This is a genomic window from Streptomyces sp. JK94, from assembly GCF_053613315.1.
This window is the reverse complement of the sequence record NZ_JBSICH010000046.1, coordinates 20,830-38,321: the sequence shown is the minus strand read 5'-3', so window position 1 is coordinate 38,321 and position 17,492 is coordinate 20,830. Positions and strand designations below refer to the sequence as shown.

Annotated in this window: 13 protein-coding genes and 6 pseudogenes; 8 read left to right on the top strand and 11 right to left on the bottom strand. The window is 70.8% G+C overall.

Features of this window, described 5'->3' with window-relative positions:
* Window positions 1-182: 182 nt before the first annotated feature.
* Complete coding sequence (locus ACVV2G_RS30915; protein ID WP_453846095.1) at window positions 183-1,427, top strand: wax ester/triacylglycerol synthase domain-containing protein; 1,245 nt, start codon at window positions 183-185, stop codon at window positions 1,425-1,427.
* A 107-nt stretch (window positions 1,428-1,534) separates the two neighbouring features.
* Here ACVV2G_RS30915 and ACVV2G_RS30910 read toward each other — a convergent pair whose 3' ends face one another.
* Entirely contained in the window at window positions 1,535-2,971 is a 1,437-nt protein-coding gene (locus ACVV2G_RS30910; protein WP_453846094.1) for a flavin-containing monooxygenase, read from the bottom strand.
* A gap of 846 nt (window positions 2,972-3,817) precedes the next feature.
* Window positions 3,818-4,387, bottom strand: a complete 570-nt coding sequence (locus tag ACVV2G_RS30905) for a hypothetical protein (protein ID WP_453846093.1) — start codon at window positions 4,385-4,387, stop codon at window positions 3,818-3,820.
* Between the two features lie 1,197 nt (window positions 4,388-5,584).
* Between ACVV2G_RS30905 and ACVV2G_RS30900 the strand changes: the two are divergent.
* Together ACVV2G_RS30900 and ACVV2G_RS30895 are read left to right on the top strand one after the other, a co-directional pair.
* Window positions 5,585-6,100: pseudogene (locus ACVV2G_RS30900) on the top strand (ATP-binding cassette domain-containing protein); the annotation flags it as partial.
* 8 nt (window positions 6,101-6,108) lie between these two features.
* Complete coding sequence (locus ACVV2G_RS30895) at window positions 6,109-6,924, top strand: ABC transporter permease (protein ID WP_453846092.1); 816 nt, start codon at window positions 6,109-6,111, stop codon at window positions 6,922-6,924.
* Between the two features lie 236 nt (window positions 6,925-7,160).
* On the opposite strand, the pseudogene ACVV2G_RS30890 reads toward ACVV2G_RS30895, so the two are convergent.
* Window positions 7,161-7,410, bottom strand: a pseudogene (locus tag ACVV2G_RS30890) (IS701 family transposase); the annotation flags it as partial.
* On the opposite strand from ACVV2G_RS30890, the pseudogene ACVV2G_RS30885 reads away from it, so the two are divergent.
* A pseudogene (locus tag ACVV2G_RS30885) lies at window positions 7,405-7,565 on the top strand (IS701 family transposase); the annotation flags it as partial. The pseudogenes ACVV2G_RS30890 and ACVV2G_RS30885 sit on opposite strands and share 6 nt — an antisense overlap.
* A gap of 293 nt (window positions 7,566-7,858) precedes the next feature.
* Here ACVV2G_RS30885 and ACVV2G_RS30880 read toward each other — a convergent pair.
* The 3 genes and pseudogenes from ACVV2G_RS30880 to ACVV2G_RS30870 form a co-directional block, all read right to left on the bottom strand.
* Window positions 7,859-7,993 carry a hypothetical protein gene (locus ACVV2G_RS30880; protein WP_453846091.1) on the bottom strand — a complete coding sequence of 45 codons (135 nt, stop codon included), beginning with the start codon at window positions 7,991-7,993 and terminating at the stop codon, window positions 7,859-7,861.
* A 105-nt stretch (window positions 7,994-8,098) separates the two neighbouring features.
* Window positions 8,099-8,272: a hypothetical protein gene (locus ACVV2G_RS30875; protein WP_453846090.1), complete on the bottom strand. Its 174-nt coding sequence runs from the start codon at window positions 8,270-8,272 to the stop codon at window positions 8,099-8,101.
* A 2-nt stretch (window positions 8,273-8,274) separates the two neighbouring features.
* A pseudogene (locus ACVV2G_RS30870) lies at window positions 8,275-9,047 on the bottom strand (RHS repeat-associated core domain-containing protein); the annotation flags it as partial.
* 293 nt (window positions 9,048-9,340) lie between these two features.
* Here ACVV2G_RS30870 and ACVV2G_RS30865 point away from each other — a divergent pair.
* Complete coding sequence (locus ACVV2G_RS30865) at window positions 9,341-9,553, top strand: hypothetical protein (protein ID WP_453846089.1); 213 nt, start codon at window positions 9,341-9,343, stop codon at window positions 9,551-9,553.
* Window positions 9,554-10,145: 592 nt separating this feature from the next.
* Window positions 10,146-10,973: a pentapeptide repeat-containing protein gene (locus ACVV2G_RS30860; RefSeq protein ID WP_453846088.1), complete on the top strand. Its 828-nt coding sequence runs from the start codon at window positions 10,146-10,148 to the stop codon at window positions 10,971-10,973.
* Between the two features lie 124 nt (window positions 10,974-11,097).
* Here the strand turns inward: ACVV2G_RS30860 and ACVV2G_RS30855 are convergent, their stop codons facing one another.
* The 3 genes and pseudogenes from ACVV2G_RS30855 to ACVV2G_RS30845 all read right to left on the bottom strand — a co-directional run.
* Window positions 11,098-11,427 carry an acyl-CoA dehydrogenase family protein gene (locus tag ACVV2G_RS30855; RefSeq protein ID WP_453846114.1) on the bottom strand — a complete coding sequence of 110 codons (330 nt, stop codon included), beginning with the start codon at window positions 11,425-11,427 and terminating at the stop codon, window positions 11,098-11,100.
* Window positions 11,428-11,494: 67 nt separating this feature from the next.
* Window positions 11,495-11,660: pseudogene (locus ACVV2G_RS30850) on the bottom strand (MbtH family protein); the annotation flags it as partial.
* Window positions 11,661-11,687: 27 nt separating this feature from the next.
* A pseudogene (locus ACVV2G_RS30845) lies at window positions 11,688-12,114 on the bottom strand ((2Fe-2S)-binding protein); the annotation flags it as partial.
* Between the two features lie 263 nt (window positions 12,115-12,377).
* On the opposite strand from ACVV2G_RS30845, the gene ACVV2G_RS30840 reads away from it, so the two are divergent.
* Window positions 12,378-13,529, top strand: coding sequence for an acyl-CoA dehydrogenase family protein (locus tag ACVV2G_RS30840; RefSeq protein WP_453846087.1), 1,152 nt, complete (start codon window positions 12,378-12,380; stop codon window positions 13,527-13,529).
* A gap of 3 nt (window positions 13,530-13,532) precedes the next feature.
* Complete coding sequence (locus ACVV2G_RS30835) at window positions 13,533-15,605, top strand: SpoIIE family protein phosphatase (protein WP_453846086.1); 2,073 nt, start codon at window positions 13,533-13,535, stop codon at window positions 15,603-15,605.
* Between the two features lie 65 nt (window positions 15,606-15,670).
* Here ACVV2G_RS30835 and ACVV2G_RS30830 read toward each other — a convergent pair whose 3' ends face one another.
* Together ACVV2G_RS30830 and ACVV2G_RS30825 are read right to left on the bottom strand one after the other, a co-directional pair.
* Window positions 15,671-15,799 (bottom strand): hypothetical protein, encoded by a 129-nt coding sequence (locus ACVV2G_RS30830; RefSeq protein WP_453846085.1) that lies wholly within the window; start codon window positions 15,797-15,799, stop codon window positions 15,671-15,673.
* 76 nt (window positions 15,800-15,875) lie between these two features.
* Window positions 15,876-16,085 (bottom strand): hypothetical protein, encoded by a 210-nt coding sequence (locus tag ACVV2G_RS30825; protein WP_453846084.1) that lies wholly within the window; start codon window positions 16,083-16,085, stop codon window positions 15,876-15,878.
* Window positions 16,086-17,492: the final 1,407 nt, after the last annotated feature.

The following is a 17,492-nucleotide window of genomic DNA, read 5'->3' as shown; positions in this document are numbered from 1 at the left end:
CCAACGGACCGCGCTCCGACCGCGTTTGCCCCTGCCCGTACCGCCCGGGCGCAAGCGGTCCGTACGCCACACGGACGGAACCAGCCCGTCATGGCGCGCGCGGCCGCAGGCGGGCCCGGAGAGGAGGGGAAAATCCCGTTCACCCCGCGCGGCATCCACCCGCCGACGACGAAGGGCCCTCGATGGACGACGCGCACACGGCCGGGCCGTCCCACCGGATGGCACCGCTGGACCAGGTGTTCTGGAAACTCCAGCGTCACGCTCCCCACCGGGCGACCTTGGCGGTCCTCGCCCATCTGGAGGGTGCCGTGGACCCCTCCGGACTGGTCGAGTGGCACCACGGTCTGATCGCCGCGTGGCCCCGTCTGGCCTGCCGGGTCGCCGACGGTCGGCGGCCCCGGTGGGAACCGGACCCCCACTTCCGGGTGGAACGGCATGTGAGCCACGTGGCCGTGCCGTACCCGCCGGACGACCCGCGCCTGGACCACCTGGTGCACAATCTGGTCGACACCTCCTTCCCGCCCGACACGGCCCCGTGGCAGGCCTACCTCATGGACGGTCCCGACGGGAACAGCACGTACCTGCTGAAGATCGCGCACGCCCTGACCGACGGCCTGCGCCTGGTGGACCTGGTACGCGGCCGGCCCTCCCACATCGACGCCCCCGCCCCCCGAAAAAACGACACCCACCTTGCGCATGGCGGCCGGCTGCGACGGGCTCTCCGGTGGCGCCGGCCGGCGGCGTTGCTCCTGTCCCCGGGCCACCGCCCCACCGTCCGGGCCAGCGCGGCACGCCAGTACGCCTCCTTCACCTTCCCCTTGGAGCAGCTACGCAGGACGGCTCTCCGGGCCCCTGCCGGAAGCGTCAACGACGTACTGATGCACGCGATCGCCCACGGGCTGGCGCGGTACCGGGCCCGATACGCGGGTGAATCCCCGCGGCCTCTCTCGGTCTTGACGCTGGTGGGCCGCTGGCCCTTGTCGGCACCCGGCGTCGGCAACGACCTCACCTTCGCCACCTTCCGTCTCTCCGGCCGGCACGACGGCGTCGACTCCGCGCTGCGGGAGACACGGGCGGCGGTCACCGGAGCGGGTGGCGATCGCCCTCCCGACGTGGCGGCCCTCGCTGCCAGGATCTCGCCCTTCGTACCCGGAAGGACGCTGGTGGCCTCCCTCAACCGCTTGGGCCGACGCCACGACTTCATGATCACTAACGTTCCGGCCGGTCGTCGTCCCTTCTCGATCGCGGGGGCGCCCGCCACCGCCGTCTACGGAGTGCCTCCGCTGCTCGGCACGGAGATGGTCACGGCTGTCGTCCCCTACCGGGAAACCTGCCACCTCTCCGTGGTCACCGATCCGGCACGGATCACCGACATCGACGCCCTGGTCATCTGCATGCGCGAGGCGCTGGCGGAGACGACGTCCTGACGAACCACTGCGCCGTACGGCGTGCCGGTGCCGGCACGCCGTGCGGCTGCTGGTCGGTGCGGCCCGCCGGTGGCACGGGCACCGGCCGAGGGGGGCGGGCCTCCGGTTCAGCGGAGACATCCCGGCGGCATTCCCCGCCGGTCTCCCGTGTCCGGTTCCGCGGACGGGCGGGGGTCCGGGACCGGAAGACCCGGAGAGCGGGGAACGGCGGGCGCGGCATCGCGCAGTCGGCGCCTGCCCGCTCGGCGTTCACGGGCGAGGGCCCGCCGGACGGTTCGGCAGTCGACCTCGATCCCGTGGCGGTAGCTGTCTGAGTAGATCCTGAGGTGGCGTCGCCGTTCGCGCCGGTTCGCCCGGGCCATCTCCGCCGGCGGGGGCGGGAGCGCCGAGCCGTCGATCAGGTCGGCGATCCATTCCGCCTGTTCCTCCAGCAGGGGGAAGGCCGCTCCGGAAGGTTGCGCCAACCCCATGAAGTACAGTCCGGCGCGGTCGACGGGGACGGTGCGCAGATAGAGGTCCGTCCGGCCGTCCTCGGCGCAGAAGACCGAAGGACTGAGAAAGGGAAACGACAGTTTGTATCCCGTCGCGTACACGACGGCATCCACCTGCTCCCGCGACCCGTCGGTGAAGACCGCATGGTCGCGGGAGAACGTGGCGACTCCCGGTTTCACCGTGATCGCCCCGCGCACCAGTTGGACGAACAGCTCGTCCGAGCACGTCGGATGCGCGGACAGGAGCCTGTGATCCGGTTCCGGGAGGCCGTAGTCGGTCACCCTTCCGCGGCTTAGCCGGAGGGCCAGGTCCAGCACGGGGCGTTTCACGAAGAGGGGCAGCGCGGTCAGCGGACTCGCGGCGAGGCGGTCGGCGGGCCGCCCCAGGATCACCCTGGGGATCACATGAGCGCCGCTACGGGTGGACAGGAAGGTCCGCGCCGCCGTACGTGAGATCTCGGCGGAGATCTCGCACGCGGAGTTCCCCATACCGACGACCAGCACCCGCTTGTTCGCATACGGACGTGGGATGCGATAGTCATGCGAGTGCACCACGGGGCCCTCGAACGTGTCGGCGCCCGCGATGGGGGGATCTGGGAACCGGGGATCCCAGTGGTGCCCGTTGGCCACGATGACCGCCGTGTGACGGCTGGTCTCCTCCCGCGGTTCGCCGCGCCTCTGGTGGACGACCTCCCAGTCACCGTCGGGACGGGGCCGCGCCGCGGTCACTTCCGTACGGAATCTCACGTGCCGGTACAGGGAGTACGTACGCGCGTAACTTTCCAGATAGGCCAGCACCTGACGGTGGTGTGGAAAGACTGGACAGTCGTCCGGCATGGGCAGAGAGCCGAAGGCCATGCCGTCCCGGGAGATGTTGGTGTGCAAGGATTCATAGATCCCGGACATGCCGTTGTCGTTGCCGAAACGCCAGAGTCCGCCGATCCCCGATCCGGCCTCATAGCAGTCGAAATGAATGCCTCTTGATGCCAGCACTTTGCTCGCGGCCAGACCAGAAGGGCCGGCTCCGATCACGCACACGGTGTTCGCTCGCACGTTCCTCCCTCTGACCGGGCGCCGCACCACATTTCCACAGAGACATTCACCACGGAAGAGGCGGCCGGAAAACACCGTCCATGACGGTATTCCACCTCCGACCCGACGGGTACCCGGGGGATTTTCCGATTCCTGTGCGATGACGGTCCCGGAGCCGACGGCGGTCACTCGTGCCATGGCCTGAGGCGCGCTCGCATCCACGTCAAGGACGGGTCACAGCCCAGCCCACCGCCCCGCGACGTCACGGAACGGGGTTGTCACCGGACGACGTCTCCGGCCCGGGCCGCCCAGGCGGCACGCACGATGGCTCTCGGCGCCCCGGGCTCGCGGGAGAAAGGGGCTACTGCGTCCAGCAGGGGCTCTACCGGTCCGCACCCCTGCGAGAGGGAAGGACAGACCGGGGTCGGGCTCGGGCGCCAGCGAGGTAGTCGCTGCACAACGCCTCCCCCCTTGCCTCGCTCTCCCGGTCATACCGCCGTCTGCCTGCCTCCGGGCCGGACGCCACGTCGCAACTTCCCTCCCGAGAGGACAACCAGCCCGACAACACACCCGCGGGCGAGCACTGCCCGCGGTTCTGCGCGCAGCAGGCGGTGCCCTCTATCGGCTGGACAGGCGTCCGGCGGCGCCGTCACCGGCCGTCGCCCGCTGTAGAGCGCCCGGTGAAGCTACGGGCGCTCACACCACCCATGTGCTGCCGCTCGCCGTGATCGCTCATCGGAGTGGCGGCGGGGCGACGGCCGCGTACCGCCTGATCAGCCTGCGATTCAGCCGTTCGTGCAACCCGTTGCGGTCGAGTCCGCCGTCACCGCTGCGGCTGCGGCCCTGTTCTTGGCCCTGCCGCGTCCACTACGACATCAGGTGGGTCATGGAACGGGTCCGTTCCCACATGCCGGGGATCTGCTCACTCGGGCGCTGCTGTTCGCCGTGCAGGGCGTTGAGCACGACCAGGCATCCGGTCAGGGCCGGCACCGCCCACTGGACGGTGGCGAGCTGCCGCCGTGCCTTGGCGAGGTCGATCGGGTGCTTTTCGGCCTGTTCGGCGTCGCCGGGGTCGATGGAGGAGGCCAGTTCGACCTTTTTGCCCAGGACGCGGGCGTATGCGGTGGCTGCCAGGGCCGCTGCGGTGACGACGGTCTTGACCGCGGTGGAGGCGCCCACGCCCTGCTGGTTGGCGACACGGTGTGCGTTCACGGCGAGCAGCCCGCCACCGCCGAACAGGTGTGCCCCGATCGCGGCGGCGTTGACCGGCGTCCACTTCGCCCAGCCCGACGAGGAGATCCGGTCACGGCTCGTCTCCGCGCCTCCTTCGCTCTGGGCCGCGCCGTTGAGGCCTACCGCTCCCATCAGCGAGCCCCCGAACCAGGCGGCCAGACCGAGATCATGCAGGCTGCGGATGACGGTGTTGCGTTCAGACATGGCAAAGCTCCCTCAGGGTCGGTCGGAAGGCTCGGCCTACGTGGACGGCGAAGCCCACACCACCCTCGCCGGACTGCGCAACCACCGCCATCACAGCAGGCCATACGGGTGAACACAGCGCAAAAGCTGTTTCGCCCGGGCCCGGGCGACGACGGCCGGCCACCGGATCGCTCTGCCGCCATACCGGTACCTGTACCCCTTCGGTGTCGTCTGGGTCGGACGCCGCTTGGGGCGACGGCGGCGCGGAACTCCTGCGTCATCAGCGGGACAGAGCCGCGCTGCACCGGTGCCGGGCCCGGTTCGCCCCAGACCTTGTGGAGCGCCGCGCGCAGCTTGTCGTTCATTGCCGCATCGACCACGGCCCGGTGCTCGTCGGGCACCTCGCGAATGTCCTGGACGGCGACTATGGTGCGGGGTGAACCGCTCGGCACGTCGCCCGAGAACGTGTCCGCCCTGGCTGCGTACGCCGCGGTGAACCGCTCGGCGGCCTCCCCAGAGCTCCCCTTCGCGCTGCGGGTCGTAGATCCTGCGACGAGCGGTCCGCACGGCTGCGGTCGACGTAGGAGCCGGACGGTGCCTGGGTCGCGCCGAGGACGACGTCGGCGAGGTAGCGGCCCACGGCGCTGCGGCTGGTGGCGAGCGGGGTGAGGGTCGTCACCGGCATGATGCGGCGCACCGCGAACCGGGAGACGGGTCCTGCGTTGCGGGCGAGGCCGGCGCTGGGGACGAACCCCGGGTTGTAGGCGACGGCGTCGATCCCGGCCGGCGGCCGGCGCGCGTACTCGTGAACCAGGCAGATCGCGGCCGGCTTGCTCGTCGAGTACGCGGTACGCCGCCGGCCGCGGTGTCCGGCTCGGGGAAGGCGCCCGTGGCTGCCCGGGGAACTGGTGTCCCGTGCGATGGTCCTCGCCCCCCGCGCAACAGCGGTGAGTGCGCCCCGATCTCGCGCACTGCGCTCCACCCCGCCCATCTCGTCGTCACTCGTCGTCACAAGGATCTCCCTGTGACGGCCGGTCCCGCCGTGCCACGTTTCTTTGTGGCCGTTGGTTCGTTGGCAGTTGTGGGATATCCATCGGGCCCACAGCGGGGCCGAAGGAGGGGGCGTTGATGGAGGCAGAGGGAGTCCATCATTCCTACGGCGTTCGGAGGGTACTGCGCGGTGTCGACGTGGCGCTGCCCGCGGGGTCGGTGGCGGGCATCGTCGGCGAGAACGGGGCGGGCAAGTCGACGCTGCTGAAGATCCTTTCGGGGGAACTGCGACCGGACCGGGGCACGGTCCGGCACGGTGGGCGGTTCGGGTACTGCCCGCAGCAGGTGGTGCTCAACGACGCGTTCACAGTGCGCCAGCACCTGGACTTCTTCGCCGCGGCCTATGACGTTGCGGATCTGCGACGGGCCGAGGAGGTCATGGAAATCCTGGGTTTCACCCAGTACACCGACGCCCTGGCGGGGACGCTCAGTGGCGGCACGCGGCAGAAGCTGAACCTGACGCTCGCGGTGATGCACGACCCGCAGGTGCTGCTGCTGGACGAGCCGTACCAGGGCTTCGACTGGGAGACGTACCTGCGGTTCTGGGATCTGGTCGGAGACCTGCGTGCGGCCGGCCGATCGGTCCTCGTCGTCTCGCACCTGGCCTACGACACCGACCGGCTCGATCAGGTGTGGCGCTTGCGGGACGGCGTGCTGTACGGACATCAGGAGGACGTACGGTGAGACGCGGGATGCGGCTGTTGAGGATCGCCACGCGTTATGGCCTGGTGGAGCACGCCAGGAACCGGTTCGCCATGCTGCTCGTGGCGGTGTTTCTGCCGGTGTGGGTCATGATGACGGGCTGGGCCATTGCCAAAGAGCCGGTCCAGTTCCGGCTGCACGGCACCGGTCACGTGCTGACCGCCGGAGGTGACAAGATCACCCAGATCACCGGGGCGCTGAACGGGGTCACGCTCATCACCGGGTTCATGATGTTCGCGGCGACCTTCAGCAACGGGGCCTTCGACCGGCGTCTGTCCATGGCCGGGTTCCCCCGGGTTCCGCTGGGACTGGCAAAGGTCGCCTGCCTGGTCATCGCGTCGGTGGTGGTCTGTTCCTACGCCACCGCGGTCATCTGCTGCTTCTGGTCGCCCAGACAGCCCGTGCTGCTTGGCGCGGCGCTGTTTTGCACAGCGATGACCTACGGCGCGCTGGGCGTCGCCCTCGGCACGATTCTGCTCCGGGAGGTGGAGGGCATGTTCGCCGTTGTGATGATCAGTGTCGTGGACCTGGGCTTGCAGAATCCCCTCGCCAGCGGAGGGTCGGGCAGCGACATGGTGCGCTGGCTGCCCTCCTACGGTGCCATGCAGGCCGCGACGGCCGCAGGCTTTTCCTCTACCGTGTCCGCCGTGGACTTCACCGTTCAGCTGGTCTGGTTCGCCGCCGTCGGCCTCGTCGGGCTGCTGGCCTTCCACCGGCGTACCCGGTCCGCTCTGGCAGCCACCGTGCGGACCGGCCAGCAGGCGGATGCCGACCTGGTGCTGTTGAGGAAGGCGGCGGATCGGTGAGACACGGTGTCCCCGCGAGGACTGCCCGCGCGGGGACACCGTGTCTTCGGCCCTCAAGGCTAGTACTCCAGCAGCAGTTCGCTATCTGGCCTGGTCAGAGGTGTCGTCCGGAGTGTAGTTGGCTGATGGCCTGTCAGGGGCGGTCTTGACGGACCGCCCCTCCAACGAGTGGATTCGTCTGCGGTAGTGGCAGTGGCGGGCGACGGCTTGGCGTCTGCGCCGCCAGTGCGACCAGCTCACCGCGTGGATGCGAAGCGGTCGGCCGGGCCTGAGCGCGGGGCGAGTTGCCAGGAGTCGGCGGACTTCCGCCACGGTGAGCGGAACCACGGCGCCAAAACCGTTTCTGCATCCCCTTTTGAGGCCGCCTGGGCCGTCCGTGGCCGCGAGGAAGGCGTGGGCGGCCATGGCCAGGGTGACGTGCCGCATCCAGCCGACATGTCGGCGTACTTCGTACTGGTCCAGGCCGCATTCGTTCTTCGCGGCCTGGACGACTACCAGGTCCGCCGCTATCCCGGCTGGCACCGCCACATGACGCTGGCCATGGCCGCCCACGCCTGCCTGAGCGTCCTGCGGGCCCGAGAGTTGGATGCGGAGATCCTCCCAGCTCATCCACCTCAGCCTCGCCGAGATACCACGGCTGATCACCCGACTCACCGACCGCCAGCCCGCACCCATCGACCACATCCTGCACTGGTCGACATGGCGCCGCAGACGACAACGTCAGGCCCGCGTCAGTCACTACAAGCGGCGCGGACACAGTCCCCTGAAACCAGTCAGCAGTCAGCACAAGCACCATTACAGTACTATGTAGTTCATCGACGCGGTGATCAGCCCTGCCCACGTTGCTGGCAGGGCTGATCCGCGTGCGGTCGGAAGCCATCCCACATTCGCAGTCACTCAGGTCGTTGAGCGGGCGTGAAGATGGCTAGTTGGACTACGAGCGGTTGCGACGGAAGACGCTCATGATCACCCAGGCCACGACCAGCACGATGATCGCGACGATCACCCAAGTGGCCACTCCACCAAGGCCCTTGTATGCCATGGCGATGCCGTCTGTTGCCGCCTCCACTGGGATACCTCTCCCTAGCTCCGCCGACAGCACAGGGGACAGCACCCGCTCCTCCGGTGAAATACGTGAACCCTACTGTGAAGGCTTTGTCGGCCGCGAAGCTAACTAGGTCACCAGTACGCCGACGCTACCGAGTGCGACGAAAGGAGCGGTGATCAGGGCCGCCTTCTGTGCGGACCGACGGCGAGGTGATCCTTGTTCACTGATTATCACCACACCGTTGGCCACGGCCATGGCGATCAGGGACACCGCGAGCAACAGGTAGCTGGCGATCTTCATGACTAGCATCCGTCCGAGAACATGCAGGCGGCACCACCGACCCCGCCTGCGATACCGGTCGTGAGACTGATGCCCCCGAGCACTTCTGCTACGACGACACCCGTCGCCAGGGCACCCCCCACCCCCGTTGCCATACTGATGACGCCCAGAGTGACCACGGTGATCTCGCCAGCAGAAGGTGCCAGCCCAGTCGGGTCGGTGTTGTCGATAGGGTCGCCTGCTGCGTAGAGATAGGGGTTGGTTTCCTGGCCGGAGGGGTCGGGCTGGGTGAAGCGGCCGAGGGTGGGGTCGTAGTAGCGGTGGCCCATCTTGTACAGGCCGGTCGGGTCGGCGTACGCGCCCGCGTAGCGGTACGGCTGGGGGACGGCCTCGGTCGGCGTTGTGCGCGGCAGGCCGGTGGGGCCGTAGGCGTACGTGTGGGTGCGCTTGCCGGTGTCGTCGGCGAGGCCGAGGACGTTGCCGGTGGCGTCGGTGAGGTAGTAGTAGGACCTCCCCCCCCAGTCGTCATGGAGTTCAAGGTGCCCGCCGGTTCGCGGATGAATCCGGTGTCGACGCCGTTCGTCGTGGTGGAGGCGAGGCCGAGGGCGGTGTGGTGGAACCAGGTCGCGCCGAGTTTGGTGCGTTCGGCGTTGGTGGTGCCGGCGTGGACGAGGTCGTAGGTCGTGCCGCCCGCGGTGATGCCGGCCAGCTGGCTGTAGTCGGTCCAGGTCTCCCCCGTGCGGGGGGTGTTGCCGGCCGCCGCCGTTTCGTTGCCGAGCTTGTCGCACCCCGCACCCCGTGGTGGGACACCGCATGGCCCCTGCCCTGGTACCTCACCTGCCTGTCCCTACCGGCCTGGACCGTCCTGCGCGCCCGCGAAAAGGCCGCCCGACGCGCACCCGGCGAAGACCCGTCCCAGGACGGCTGGGACCGGGTTGCGCAAGGAAAGAACGGTGGTTCTTCCCGAGGACCGGGGCGAGTTCGCGGCTGCCGCTGCCCTCGAAGGTCTGCGCGTGGTTGGGCGGGACGGCCGGCCATGTGAGTGCTCGTCCCGCTCGATGAGGCGGGCATGGCGGGTAGACGCCATGCATGACGAGGTGGGGCTTTGTCGGGCGCGCGGTGGCCGCCTACGCGGTGGGGTTCGTGATGTTCCTGGGCTTGCGGCACTGGCAAGCAGGGCTGCCGTGGTCACAGGCAGCACAGGACGCGGCCGTGTTCGCGTTCATCCCTGCAGTGGGAGGGTTGGCGTCCCGCCGGGCCTTCCGCGCCGGCGAGCATCGCGAGGACGGCCACAGCGGCTGACCGTCTGCCGACTTCGCCACCCGGCCGACTTCGCCACCCGGCCGACTTCACCACCGAGCCGACGGAGGCTCCGGTTCAGTGGTCCCGGTCCGCAACAGCACCTGCTCCCGCAGATCGCCCTTGCTCGCTTTGGTGCGGCGCCGGCCCGCCGGGGGTCCGTCGTCGGACTGACTGTTCATGGCCGCCGAGACTACGCCCCGGTACGGGGCCCACGGACTGAGGCAGGCGGCTGGCGCCGGGCTCGGAACTGAAGGGCACGGGGAGCCGGGCCGGGGAGACCCCTGCTGGCGAGATGCCTTCCTTCCGTGTGACTGTTGGAAGCGCGGGAAGTCCCGTTATCCCAGGTCAGCGGCCACCTCTCGCGCCGAGTGCCTGGGGACCGGGTCCGCCGGGCGGTCCGGGAAGGCCGCCCTGAGTGATGACCCGGGCACCGTGCGTCCCAGGCCGTGGCCCGCGCCCCCGCGCCCCCGGTCCGGTCCGGCATCCCCGGGCCCCTCGTACCGTCGCAGTCCTCGTACGGACGGAGTCTGCTCGGGGGACAATGGGGGCGTACGGCCACACGCCGCCGCCCGCCGCACCAGGAGTCACCGTCTTGACCGAGCGAACCTCGCACGCCGTCCAGCCCGACCTGCAAGCCGACTGCGGAAGCTGCTTCGGTCTGTGCTGTGTGGCGCTGCCTTTCTCGCGCTCGTCGGACTTCCCGGTGAACAAGTCCGCCGGCACGCCGTGCGGGAACCTGCAGGAGGACTTCCGCTGCGGGATCCACGAGCGGCTGCGTGACAAGGGATACAACGGCTGCACGGTGTTCGACTGCTTCGGCGCGGGCCAGAAGGTCTCCCAGGTCACCTTCAAGGGCGTCAGCTGGCGCGAGGAGCCGGACACGGCCCGCGCGATGTACGAGGTCTTCCCCGTCGTCCGGCAGCTCCAGGAGCTCCTGAAGTACACCGCGCAGGCGCTGGACCTGCCCGCGGCCCGGCCCGTCCACCGGGACCTGCGCGCCGCGTACGAACGGATCGACGCGCTCACCCGGGACACGGCCGAGACCCTGCTCGCCGTCGACGTGGACGCGCTGCGCGGCGAGGTGAACCCGCTGCTCCTGCAGGCCAGCGAGCTGACCCGGGCGGCCCTCCCCGGACGCAAGAAGAACCACCGGGGCGCCAACCTCATGGGCTCCCGGCTGCGCGGCGCGAAGCTGCGCGGCGCCAGCATGCGCGGCGCCCTCCTCGTCGCCGCCGACCTGTCCGCCGCCGACCTGCGCGACGCCGACCTGATCGGCGCGGACATGCGGGACACCGACCTGCGCGGGGCGGATCTGCGCGGCGCGCTGTTCCTCACCCAGCCGCAGCTGAACGCCGCACGGGGCGACGCCCGGACGAAGGTGCCCCACCCGCTGGAGCGCCCCGCCCACTGGGCGGCCTAGATGCCCGGTCCCGGGAGGCCGTGGACGGGTGAGCCAGGTCTCGGCTGAGGGATCTTGAACGGGTGAGGGCCTTCCGGTTTGGTGTGGACTGCGACACCTGCACCAACAGAAAGGCCCTCGCGCCTCACCGGTGGTCACCGTGGTTGACCGCGACCGTCCTCAGCCCGCGCAAATCCGATCCCGAGTGCGGTTCGCTCGATGTCACGCCCGCCAGTTCACCGCGGTCCACGACCTGGTCCCAGACCGCCCCTCCGGCCACCGGTGTCCCGTACCGCAGGGCCATCGTGCCGTGGGCCGTACTGAAGATCTCCCGTGCGTCGCAGTCGCGTTGCCCGGCCAGGAACATCGCCAGCCCCTGAGCCACACGGCCCAGGTGCGCGGGCACGAGCGCGGCCGAGGCCGTGCCTCCCACGGTGCGGCGCGGCTCTCCCGGCTCGCCCTTGTCGCACCTCACGTCGAATCCGGTGAGCCCTGTCTGTGCCGCGCGCTTCCTGAGGTCGAGCCAGGCGGGCCGGGCTCCCTCTGTCGACGTGGTCGAGGCACGCCTGCCGTGTCGTCCGGGTGGACGACGGTCCGGCCTTCGAGTATGTCGGCGAAGACGGGCCACAGCGAGTGCTGTCCCTCGTCGTTGACGAGCACCGCGAACCGCGCCTCGTCGTCCTCGAACGGATTGGTCGCCTCGGTCATGTCGGTCCTCCGGTCGTGCGCCGCGCAGGCCCGGCGGGTGTTGACGTAGCACCCGCAACGACAGAGGCTGCCACTCATCCACTCCCGGATCTCCTCCGCCGAGCCGGTGTGCCCCTCGCCGATGCAGCCGATGCCGGACATGCCGGACATGCTCTTGTCCCGGCGTGCGGAAGCCGTACTGGAAGGCGTCCTGATCGATGAACGCCTGCTGCAACGCGTGCAGCCGTCCGTGCCCCTCCAGCCCTTCGACCGTGGTGACCTCGGCCCCCTCCAGCCGCACCGCCAGGGTCAGTCAGGAGACGATCCGGTGTCCGTCGGCCAGGACCGTGCAGGCCCCGCAGGCACCGGCGTCACAGCCCTTCTTCGCACCGGTCAGCCCCATCCGCTCGCGCAGGAGGCCGAGGAGCGACGTGCGGTTGTCCACGGCGATGGCGTGACGGCGAGGCCAGTGCACCGCCGCCGAAGCGGCTGACGCACGGCAAAGCCGCCTGCCGCCGGCGCCGGCGGTGCCTGGGCCGGCTGCCGGCTGCCGGCGGATGACCGTGCGGTCCGGCGCGGCATCGTCCGCGTCGTGCGCACACGGGGCCGGCGGCTGCCGCGTACGCCATAGGCTTCGGGGGCACGCGTGTGGGTGGCGCGTGCCCCGGGGGGAGACTCCCACACCCGCGCTGTCGACCGGGCGGCCCTATGAAGTGACGGAGTGCAACGGTGGTACATGTGGAACTCGGGGCTGCGGTGGCCATGGCGCGAGAGATCGCTGAGGGGGTCCTCGCACCCGAGGCCCCGGCTGTGGACGAGGAAGGCAGATGGCCCGAGAAGGGCATGGCCGCCCTGCGGTCCCGGCTGGGCGGGCTGGTGGTGCCGCACCAGTACGGGGGGATGGGGCACGGGCTGCTGGCGGTGGCGCAGGTCGGCGAGGCGACAGGGCGCGCCTGTGCCTCGACGTCGATCTGTTTCGGTATGCACCTCGTCGGCTCCGCGGTGATCGCGGCCAAGGCCGGTCCCCGGCAGCAGGAGCGTTACCTGAAGCCGATCGCGGCCGGCGAGCATCTGACGACCCTGGCGCTCTCCGAGCCGGGGACGGGCGGGGAGTTCTGGCTGCCGCAGACCCGCATGGAGAGTGCCGGGGACGGCCGGCTGCGGCTGACCGGCGCGAAGAGTTTCGTGACCAATGCCGGCCACGCGGATTCCTACGTCGTGTCCACTCTGGCCACCGGGCCGGGGAAGCCGCCGGGGCAGTTCTCCTGCACGGTGGTCGACGCCACCGCGCCGGGACTGGAGTGGGGAGCGCCCTGGCAGGGCTTCGGTATGCGCGGCAACGCCTCACGTGGGCTGGAGCTGCGAGGAACGGAGATCGCCGACTGGTGCCTGCTGGGGGAGGAAGGCGACGAGATCTGGTACGTCTTCCAGGTCGTGGCCCCTTATTTCCTGATGGCCATGGCCGGTACCTACCTGGGTGTCGCCGCGGCGGCCCTGGAAGAGGCGCGTACGCACCTGCTGCGGCGCAAGGGCATGCGGGTGGGCCGGTCCGCGGCCGAGCAGCCGGTGGTACAGCACCGTCTGGGCACCATGTGGGCGCGCGTGGAGCGAACGCGGCGGCTGGTCTACCACGCCGCCGCCGAGGCGGAGATCAACGGGCCGGGAGCGCTCCTGGGGGTGGCCTCGGCCAAGGCGGAGGTCGCCGACGCGGCGGAGGCCACCGTCAACGACGCGCTCACTCTTCTCGGCGGGATCGGCTACGGCGAACGCTCGCCCCTGCACCGCATGCTGCGTGACGCCCGCGCGGCCCACGTGATGTCCCCGATGACCGACCTGCTGCGGGTGTGGACCGGCAGGGCCCTGCTCGGCGAACCTCTGCTCGGGGACTGAGACGTGAACTCGATTCTGCCCCTGTTGCTGCTGGTCGGTCTTCCCCGGCGGACGGTCGATGCCGTGACCGCCGAGCTGGCCGCGACTGCGGAGATCGTCCAGAGTGTCCCCGAGGACCTGTCGGCCTATGTCGGGGGGACACCCGGCCGGCGCCGGCCCACAGTGGTGCTGCTCGGGGAGGGTGTCCCGGCGCCGGCCGGCGTCGTCCATTCCCTGCGGCCGCACCCCGCAGACCTCGCGGTCGCCGTGACGGCCACCCCTGCCACCCGCGACGAACTCGCCGTGCTTCCGCTTCTGTTCTCCGTCGATGTGATCCGCCGCCTGGAGGGCGGAGAAGCCGAGCACAGGACGCCCCAGGTGGTGGGCGAACTGCTGGCCAGGCTCACCCGCCGCCACGTGCACGCCGCAGCGCAGTCCGCCGCCCAGCGGAGTCTGTCCTCGGCCACCTCGATCGACCGGCAGCTCGGGGAGCGGCTGCTGGGACACTTCCTGTCCCAGGCCCCGATCGGCGTGATCATGCTGAAGGGTGACGCGGTGATCGCTTGGAACCAGCGGGCCGCCGACGTTCTCGAGCTGACGGAGCCGGACTCGGTGCACCAGCCGGTGACCGGCCTGTTTCCCGAGGACCAGCGCACCGCGCTGCACCATCACCTGTCCGCCGCCGGCCGGCGCCGGGAGGCCGAGCCCGACGCCGTCTTCGAACGGGTCCGCGGCGACGGCACCTCCCAGGCCCTGCACCTGGCTGTCCGGCAGGTCGTGGACTCCGAGGGCCGCAGCCGCACCCTCGTCCTCGCCGAGGACGTCACCGACCGCCTGCACGCCCAGCGCAGACTCGCCGAACGCACCAGCCACGCGATGCTCACCGCCGAGGTCGCCGCCGCCATGACGGCCCCAGGGCCGCTCGACGCACGCCTGCGCACATGTGTGCGTGCCGCCGCCGACCGCCTGGGCGCCGACCGCGTCTGCATCTGGAGCCTGAACCACCGGGGCGAACTGGACCACTTCGTCTGCGCCGACGACGCCGAGGCCGCCGGCACCTCCTTCTGCGGAACGTCTCAGCGCGCCATGGTGGAACAGGTCGTCGCGACGCGTCGCCCGCACCTGGACACCCCGCCCCGAACAGACCCGGACGCCTTCCGAGGCGGGGGCGGTCCCGGATCGTTCGCCGCCTTCCCGCTCGTCTCCGGCGGTGAGCTGACCGGTGTGCTGTCGCTGACCACGCGCCTGGCGCTGCCCGGTTCCGTCCTGGCGGTCCTGGAGAACATCGCCGACCAGATAGCCGTCGGCACACAACAGGACCGCCTGCTCAACCGCCTCAGCGAGGCGACCCGCGCCCTCGCCCGTCCCCTGCTCCCGCCCCGCCTGCCCGACCTGCCGGGCTTCGATCTGGCCGCACGCTACGCGCCGTTCGGTCAGCATCTGCACATCGGCGGCGACTTCTACGACGCCTTCACCGCTCCCGACGGGTGCCACGTCCTGGTTCTCGGGGACGTCTGCGGAAAGGGTCCGGACGCGGCCGCCATCACCGGCCTGGTCCGTCACACCCTGTGGGCCGGCGCTCAGCATTCCAGCGACCCCGCCCATGTCCTCGACCTCGTCAACACCGCGCTGCGCCGCCAGAGCACCCCTTTCTGCACCCTCGTCTACGTGGTCATCGACACCGCCCGCACTCCCGCCCGTCTCCGGATCGCCGGCGCAGGCCACCCCGCGCCCCTGCTGCGCCGGGCCAACGGCGACACGGTGCTCCTGGAGACGCGGGGCGCTCTGCTCGGCGTCCTGGAGGCGCCGCACCACCCGGTCACCGAGGTGGAACTGCTGCCCGGCGACACCCTGGTGCTGTACACCGACGGCTTCACCGAGGGAGCCGGTTCCTTGAAGCAGCGCGAGCCGGAAGATCTCGCGGCCGTCCTCGCCTCCCAGCCGCCGGCCGGTACGACGGGCCTTGCCGAGCATGTGGCCGCCACCCTGATGGACGATGCCCACCGCTGGTGGGGCCAGCAGCTGCGCGACGATCTCGCCGTCCTTGCCCTGACGGCCGCCACCACCGTCCGGGGGACGCCGGACAGCATGCGCTGACGTGCCCATACCGCCGAGGTGGGAGCGCGGACACCGGCGGCGGCCGGGGTGCGTCCCTCACTGACTCACCGTCCGGGGTGCGGCGTCCCCTGGCCGGGCGCGGTGGCGTCCCCTTCCGGCTGTGCGGCGCCGGGCGGCAGGCCGGGGCCGGCCGCAGGGGCGGTGAGCAGCGGCTCGGGCGGCGTCCACGTCATGTCCGATGCCTTCCCCACCCGGATCGCCCCGCGTCCGCCCGCCCGCTCAGACGCGGACGCCTGGCGGCGGGGAGGATCAGTGCGGTTCCTCTTCGCCGTCCTCGTCCCCGGGGCCGGAAAGAGCCGCCCCGCGCGGGCCGGAGCGGCCGGCGGTGGCGAGGTAGCGGGTGCACAGGTCTGCGCCCACCGTGCAGCGCGTGGCGCCGCATTCGGTGCAGTGCAAGAGGTGATCGAGATAGGCGGTGTAGCGCGCACCGTACGGATAGGCGTCGAAGTCGACATCCATGCCTGCGCTCCCCCGTGCCCGTCGTTCTTCACGGACAACGTTACGCCGGTACGGGCGGCTCGGCGTGCAATTGCATGCCTTGTGGCTCGAATGAGGTAGGTGGGCCGGGCGGCACGGGCATCGCGGGCCGGGCCCCGCCGCGCCCCCGCGGGCAACGACCAGCTGTACCGCGAGTGTGCCGACGTCACCGGCTGCGGCGTGGACGGGCCGGGTCCTCCCCCGCGGCGTACCTCCCGGACCGGCCGGTTCTCGCGCGGTACGCCCTGTTCCCCCCTCACCTTCGGCGTCCTGTCTCCCCTGCCGGGCTCGGGCCGCCACCGCGCCGGCAGCGTACTGCGCGCCGCGCCGGCCGCCGCCGCCCTGATCGCGTTGGGCACCGCGCTCGCGGTGACGACCTGGGCGGCGGCCGGCCTGCTCCTCGTGGCTCTCGTCCTGGCGTTCGGCGCGGTGTGCGCTCCGCGGCTCGCGAGCGTCGTGCCAGGGCTGCAGCTCTGCCGCATCCTGGCCTGTTTTCCTCCCTACGCCCCCGCCACCCTGCCCGAGCGGCTGGGCGGACTGGCGCTGGGCGCGACAGCGCTGTTCCTGGGCGAGCTCCTGCTGTTCCCGCTGCCTCGGCAGCCGTCCTACGCCACGCGGGTCGCGGACGCCCTCGGCCTGGCGGCCGACGCGGCGAGACTCCTGCTCCGGGCGGAAGCCGTCGGCAGCGAGAGGGCGCGGCGGCCTGGAAGCGGGCGGCTTCGGCGGCTGCTTCGTTGCGGGCGACGTCGTCGGCGTGGCAGGTGCCGCACATCGACAGGTTCCCGGCGCTCCAGGCCGTCCGGTGCGCGGTGGTCTCCCCCAGCGCCGCACAGGACTGGCGGGCCTCCGTCCTGACTCGGGGGGTACAGGACGGAGGCCCTGCCTGAGTACGGCGCCGAAGCGGCCGTGCCACCTTGTCGCGCGGTCGGCGGCCGCTGCCGGAAACAGCCTGCGGCGTACAGGAAGGGGTCGGTTTCCTGGCCGGAGGGGCCGGGCCGGCGGTTCCGTGTGTTCTCCGGCACGCCGAAACGGCGCGCGCGGCACGCGGGTGCACCAGCTTCCCCCCATGGGAAGTCAGACGGGCCGTCAGAACCAGTGACCACGATGATCACCGGCGACGTACAAGCTGTCACAAGAAGCACACAAACCGGCGTGGCATCCCCTCGAACGTCATATGCATGCGGGCCGGAATCAGCCCCGCCGCTTCAGCATGCCAAATCAGGGCCTTACCGCCTCAACCACCGTGCGTCACGGGCGGAATTGATGCTTCTGTTACCGCATCCGGCAGGCATCTTGACCGAAACCGTGCGACCTGGGCTTTCTTCATGAAGGGGCAGGTCAGCGGCCGTCTTCTTTCGGCCAGGTTCCCTCCTGCCCCGCGCGCTGCCG

What these genes read in the sequence shown, in the direction of transcription:
- ACVV2G_RS30915 (WP_453846095.1), top strand. Translation starts at nt 183, where the DNA reads ATGGACGACGCGCACACGGCCGGGCCGTCCCACCGGATGGCACCGCTG.
- ACVV2G_RS30905 (WP_453846093.1), bottom strand. Translation starts at nt 4,387, where the DNA reads ATGTCTGAACGCAACACCGTCATCCGCAGCCTGCATGATCTCGGTCTG.
- ACVV2G_RS30895 (WP_453846092.1), top strand. Translation starts at nt 6,109, where the DNA reads ATGCGGCTGTTGAGGATCGCCACGCGTTATGGCCTGGTGGAGCACGCC.
- ACVV2G_RS30875 (WP_453846090.1), bottom strand. Translation starts at nt 8,272, where the DNA reads ATGAAGATCGCCAGCTACCTGTTGCTCGCGGTGTCCCTGATCGCCATG.
- ACVV2G_RS30865 (WP_453846089.1), top strand. Translation starts at nt 9,341, where the DNA reads ATGACGAGGTGGGGCTTTGTCGGGCGCGCGGTGGCCGCCTACGCGGTG.
- ACVV2G_RS30830 (WP_453846085.1), bottom strand. Translation starts at nt 15,799, where the DNA reads ATGACGTGGACGCCGCCCGAGCCGCTGCTCACCGCCCCTGCGGCCGGC.
- ACVV2G_RS30825 (WP_453846084.1), bottom strand. Translation starts at nt 16,085, where the DNA reads ATGGATGTCGACTTCGACGCCTATCCGTACGGTGCGCGCTACACCGCC.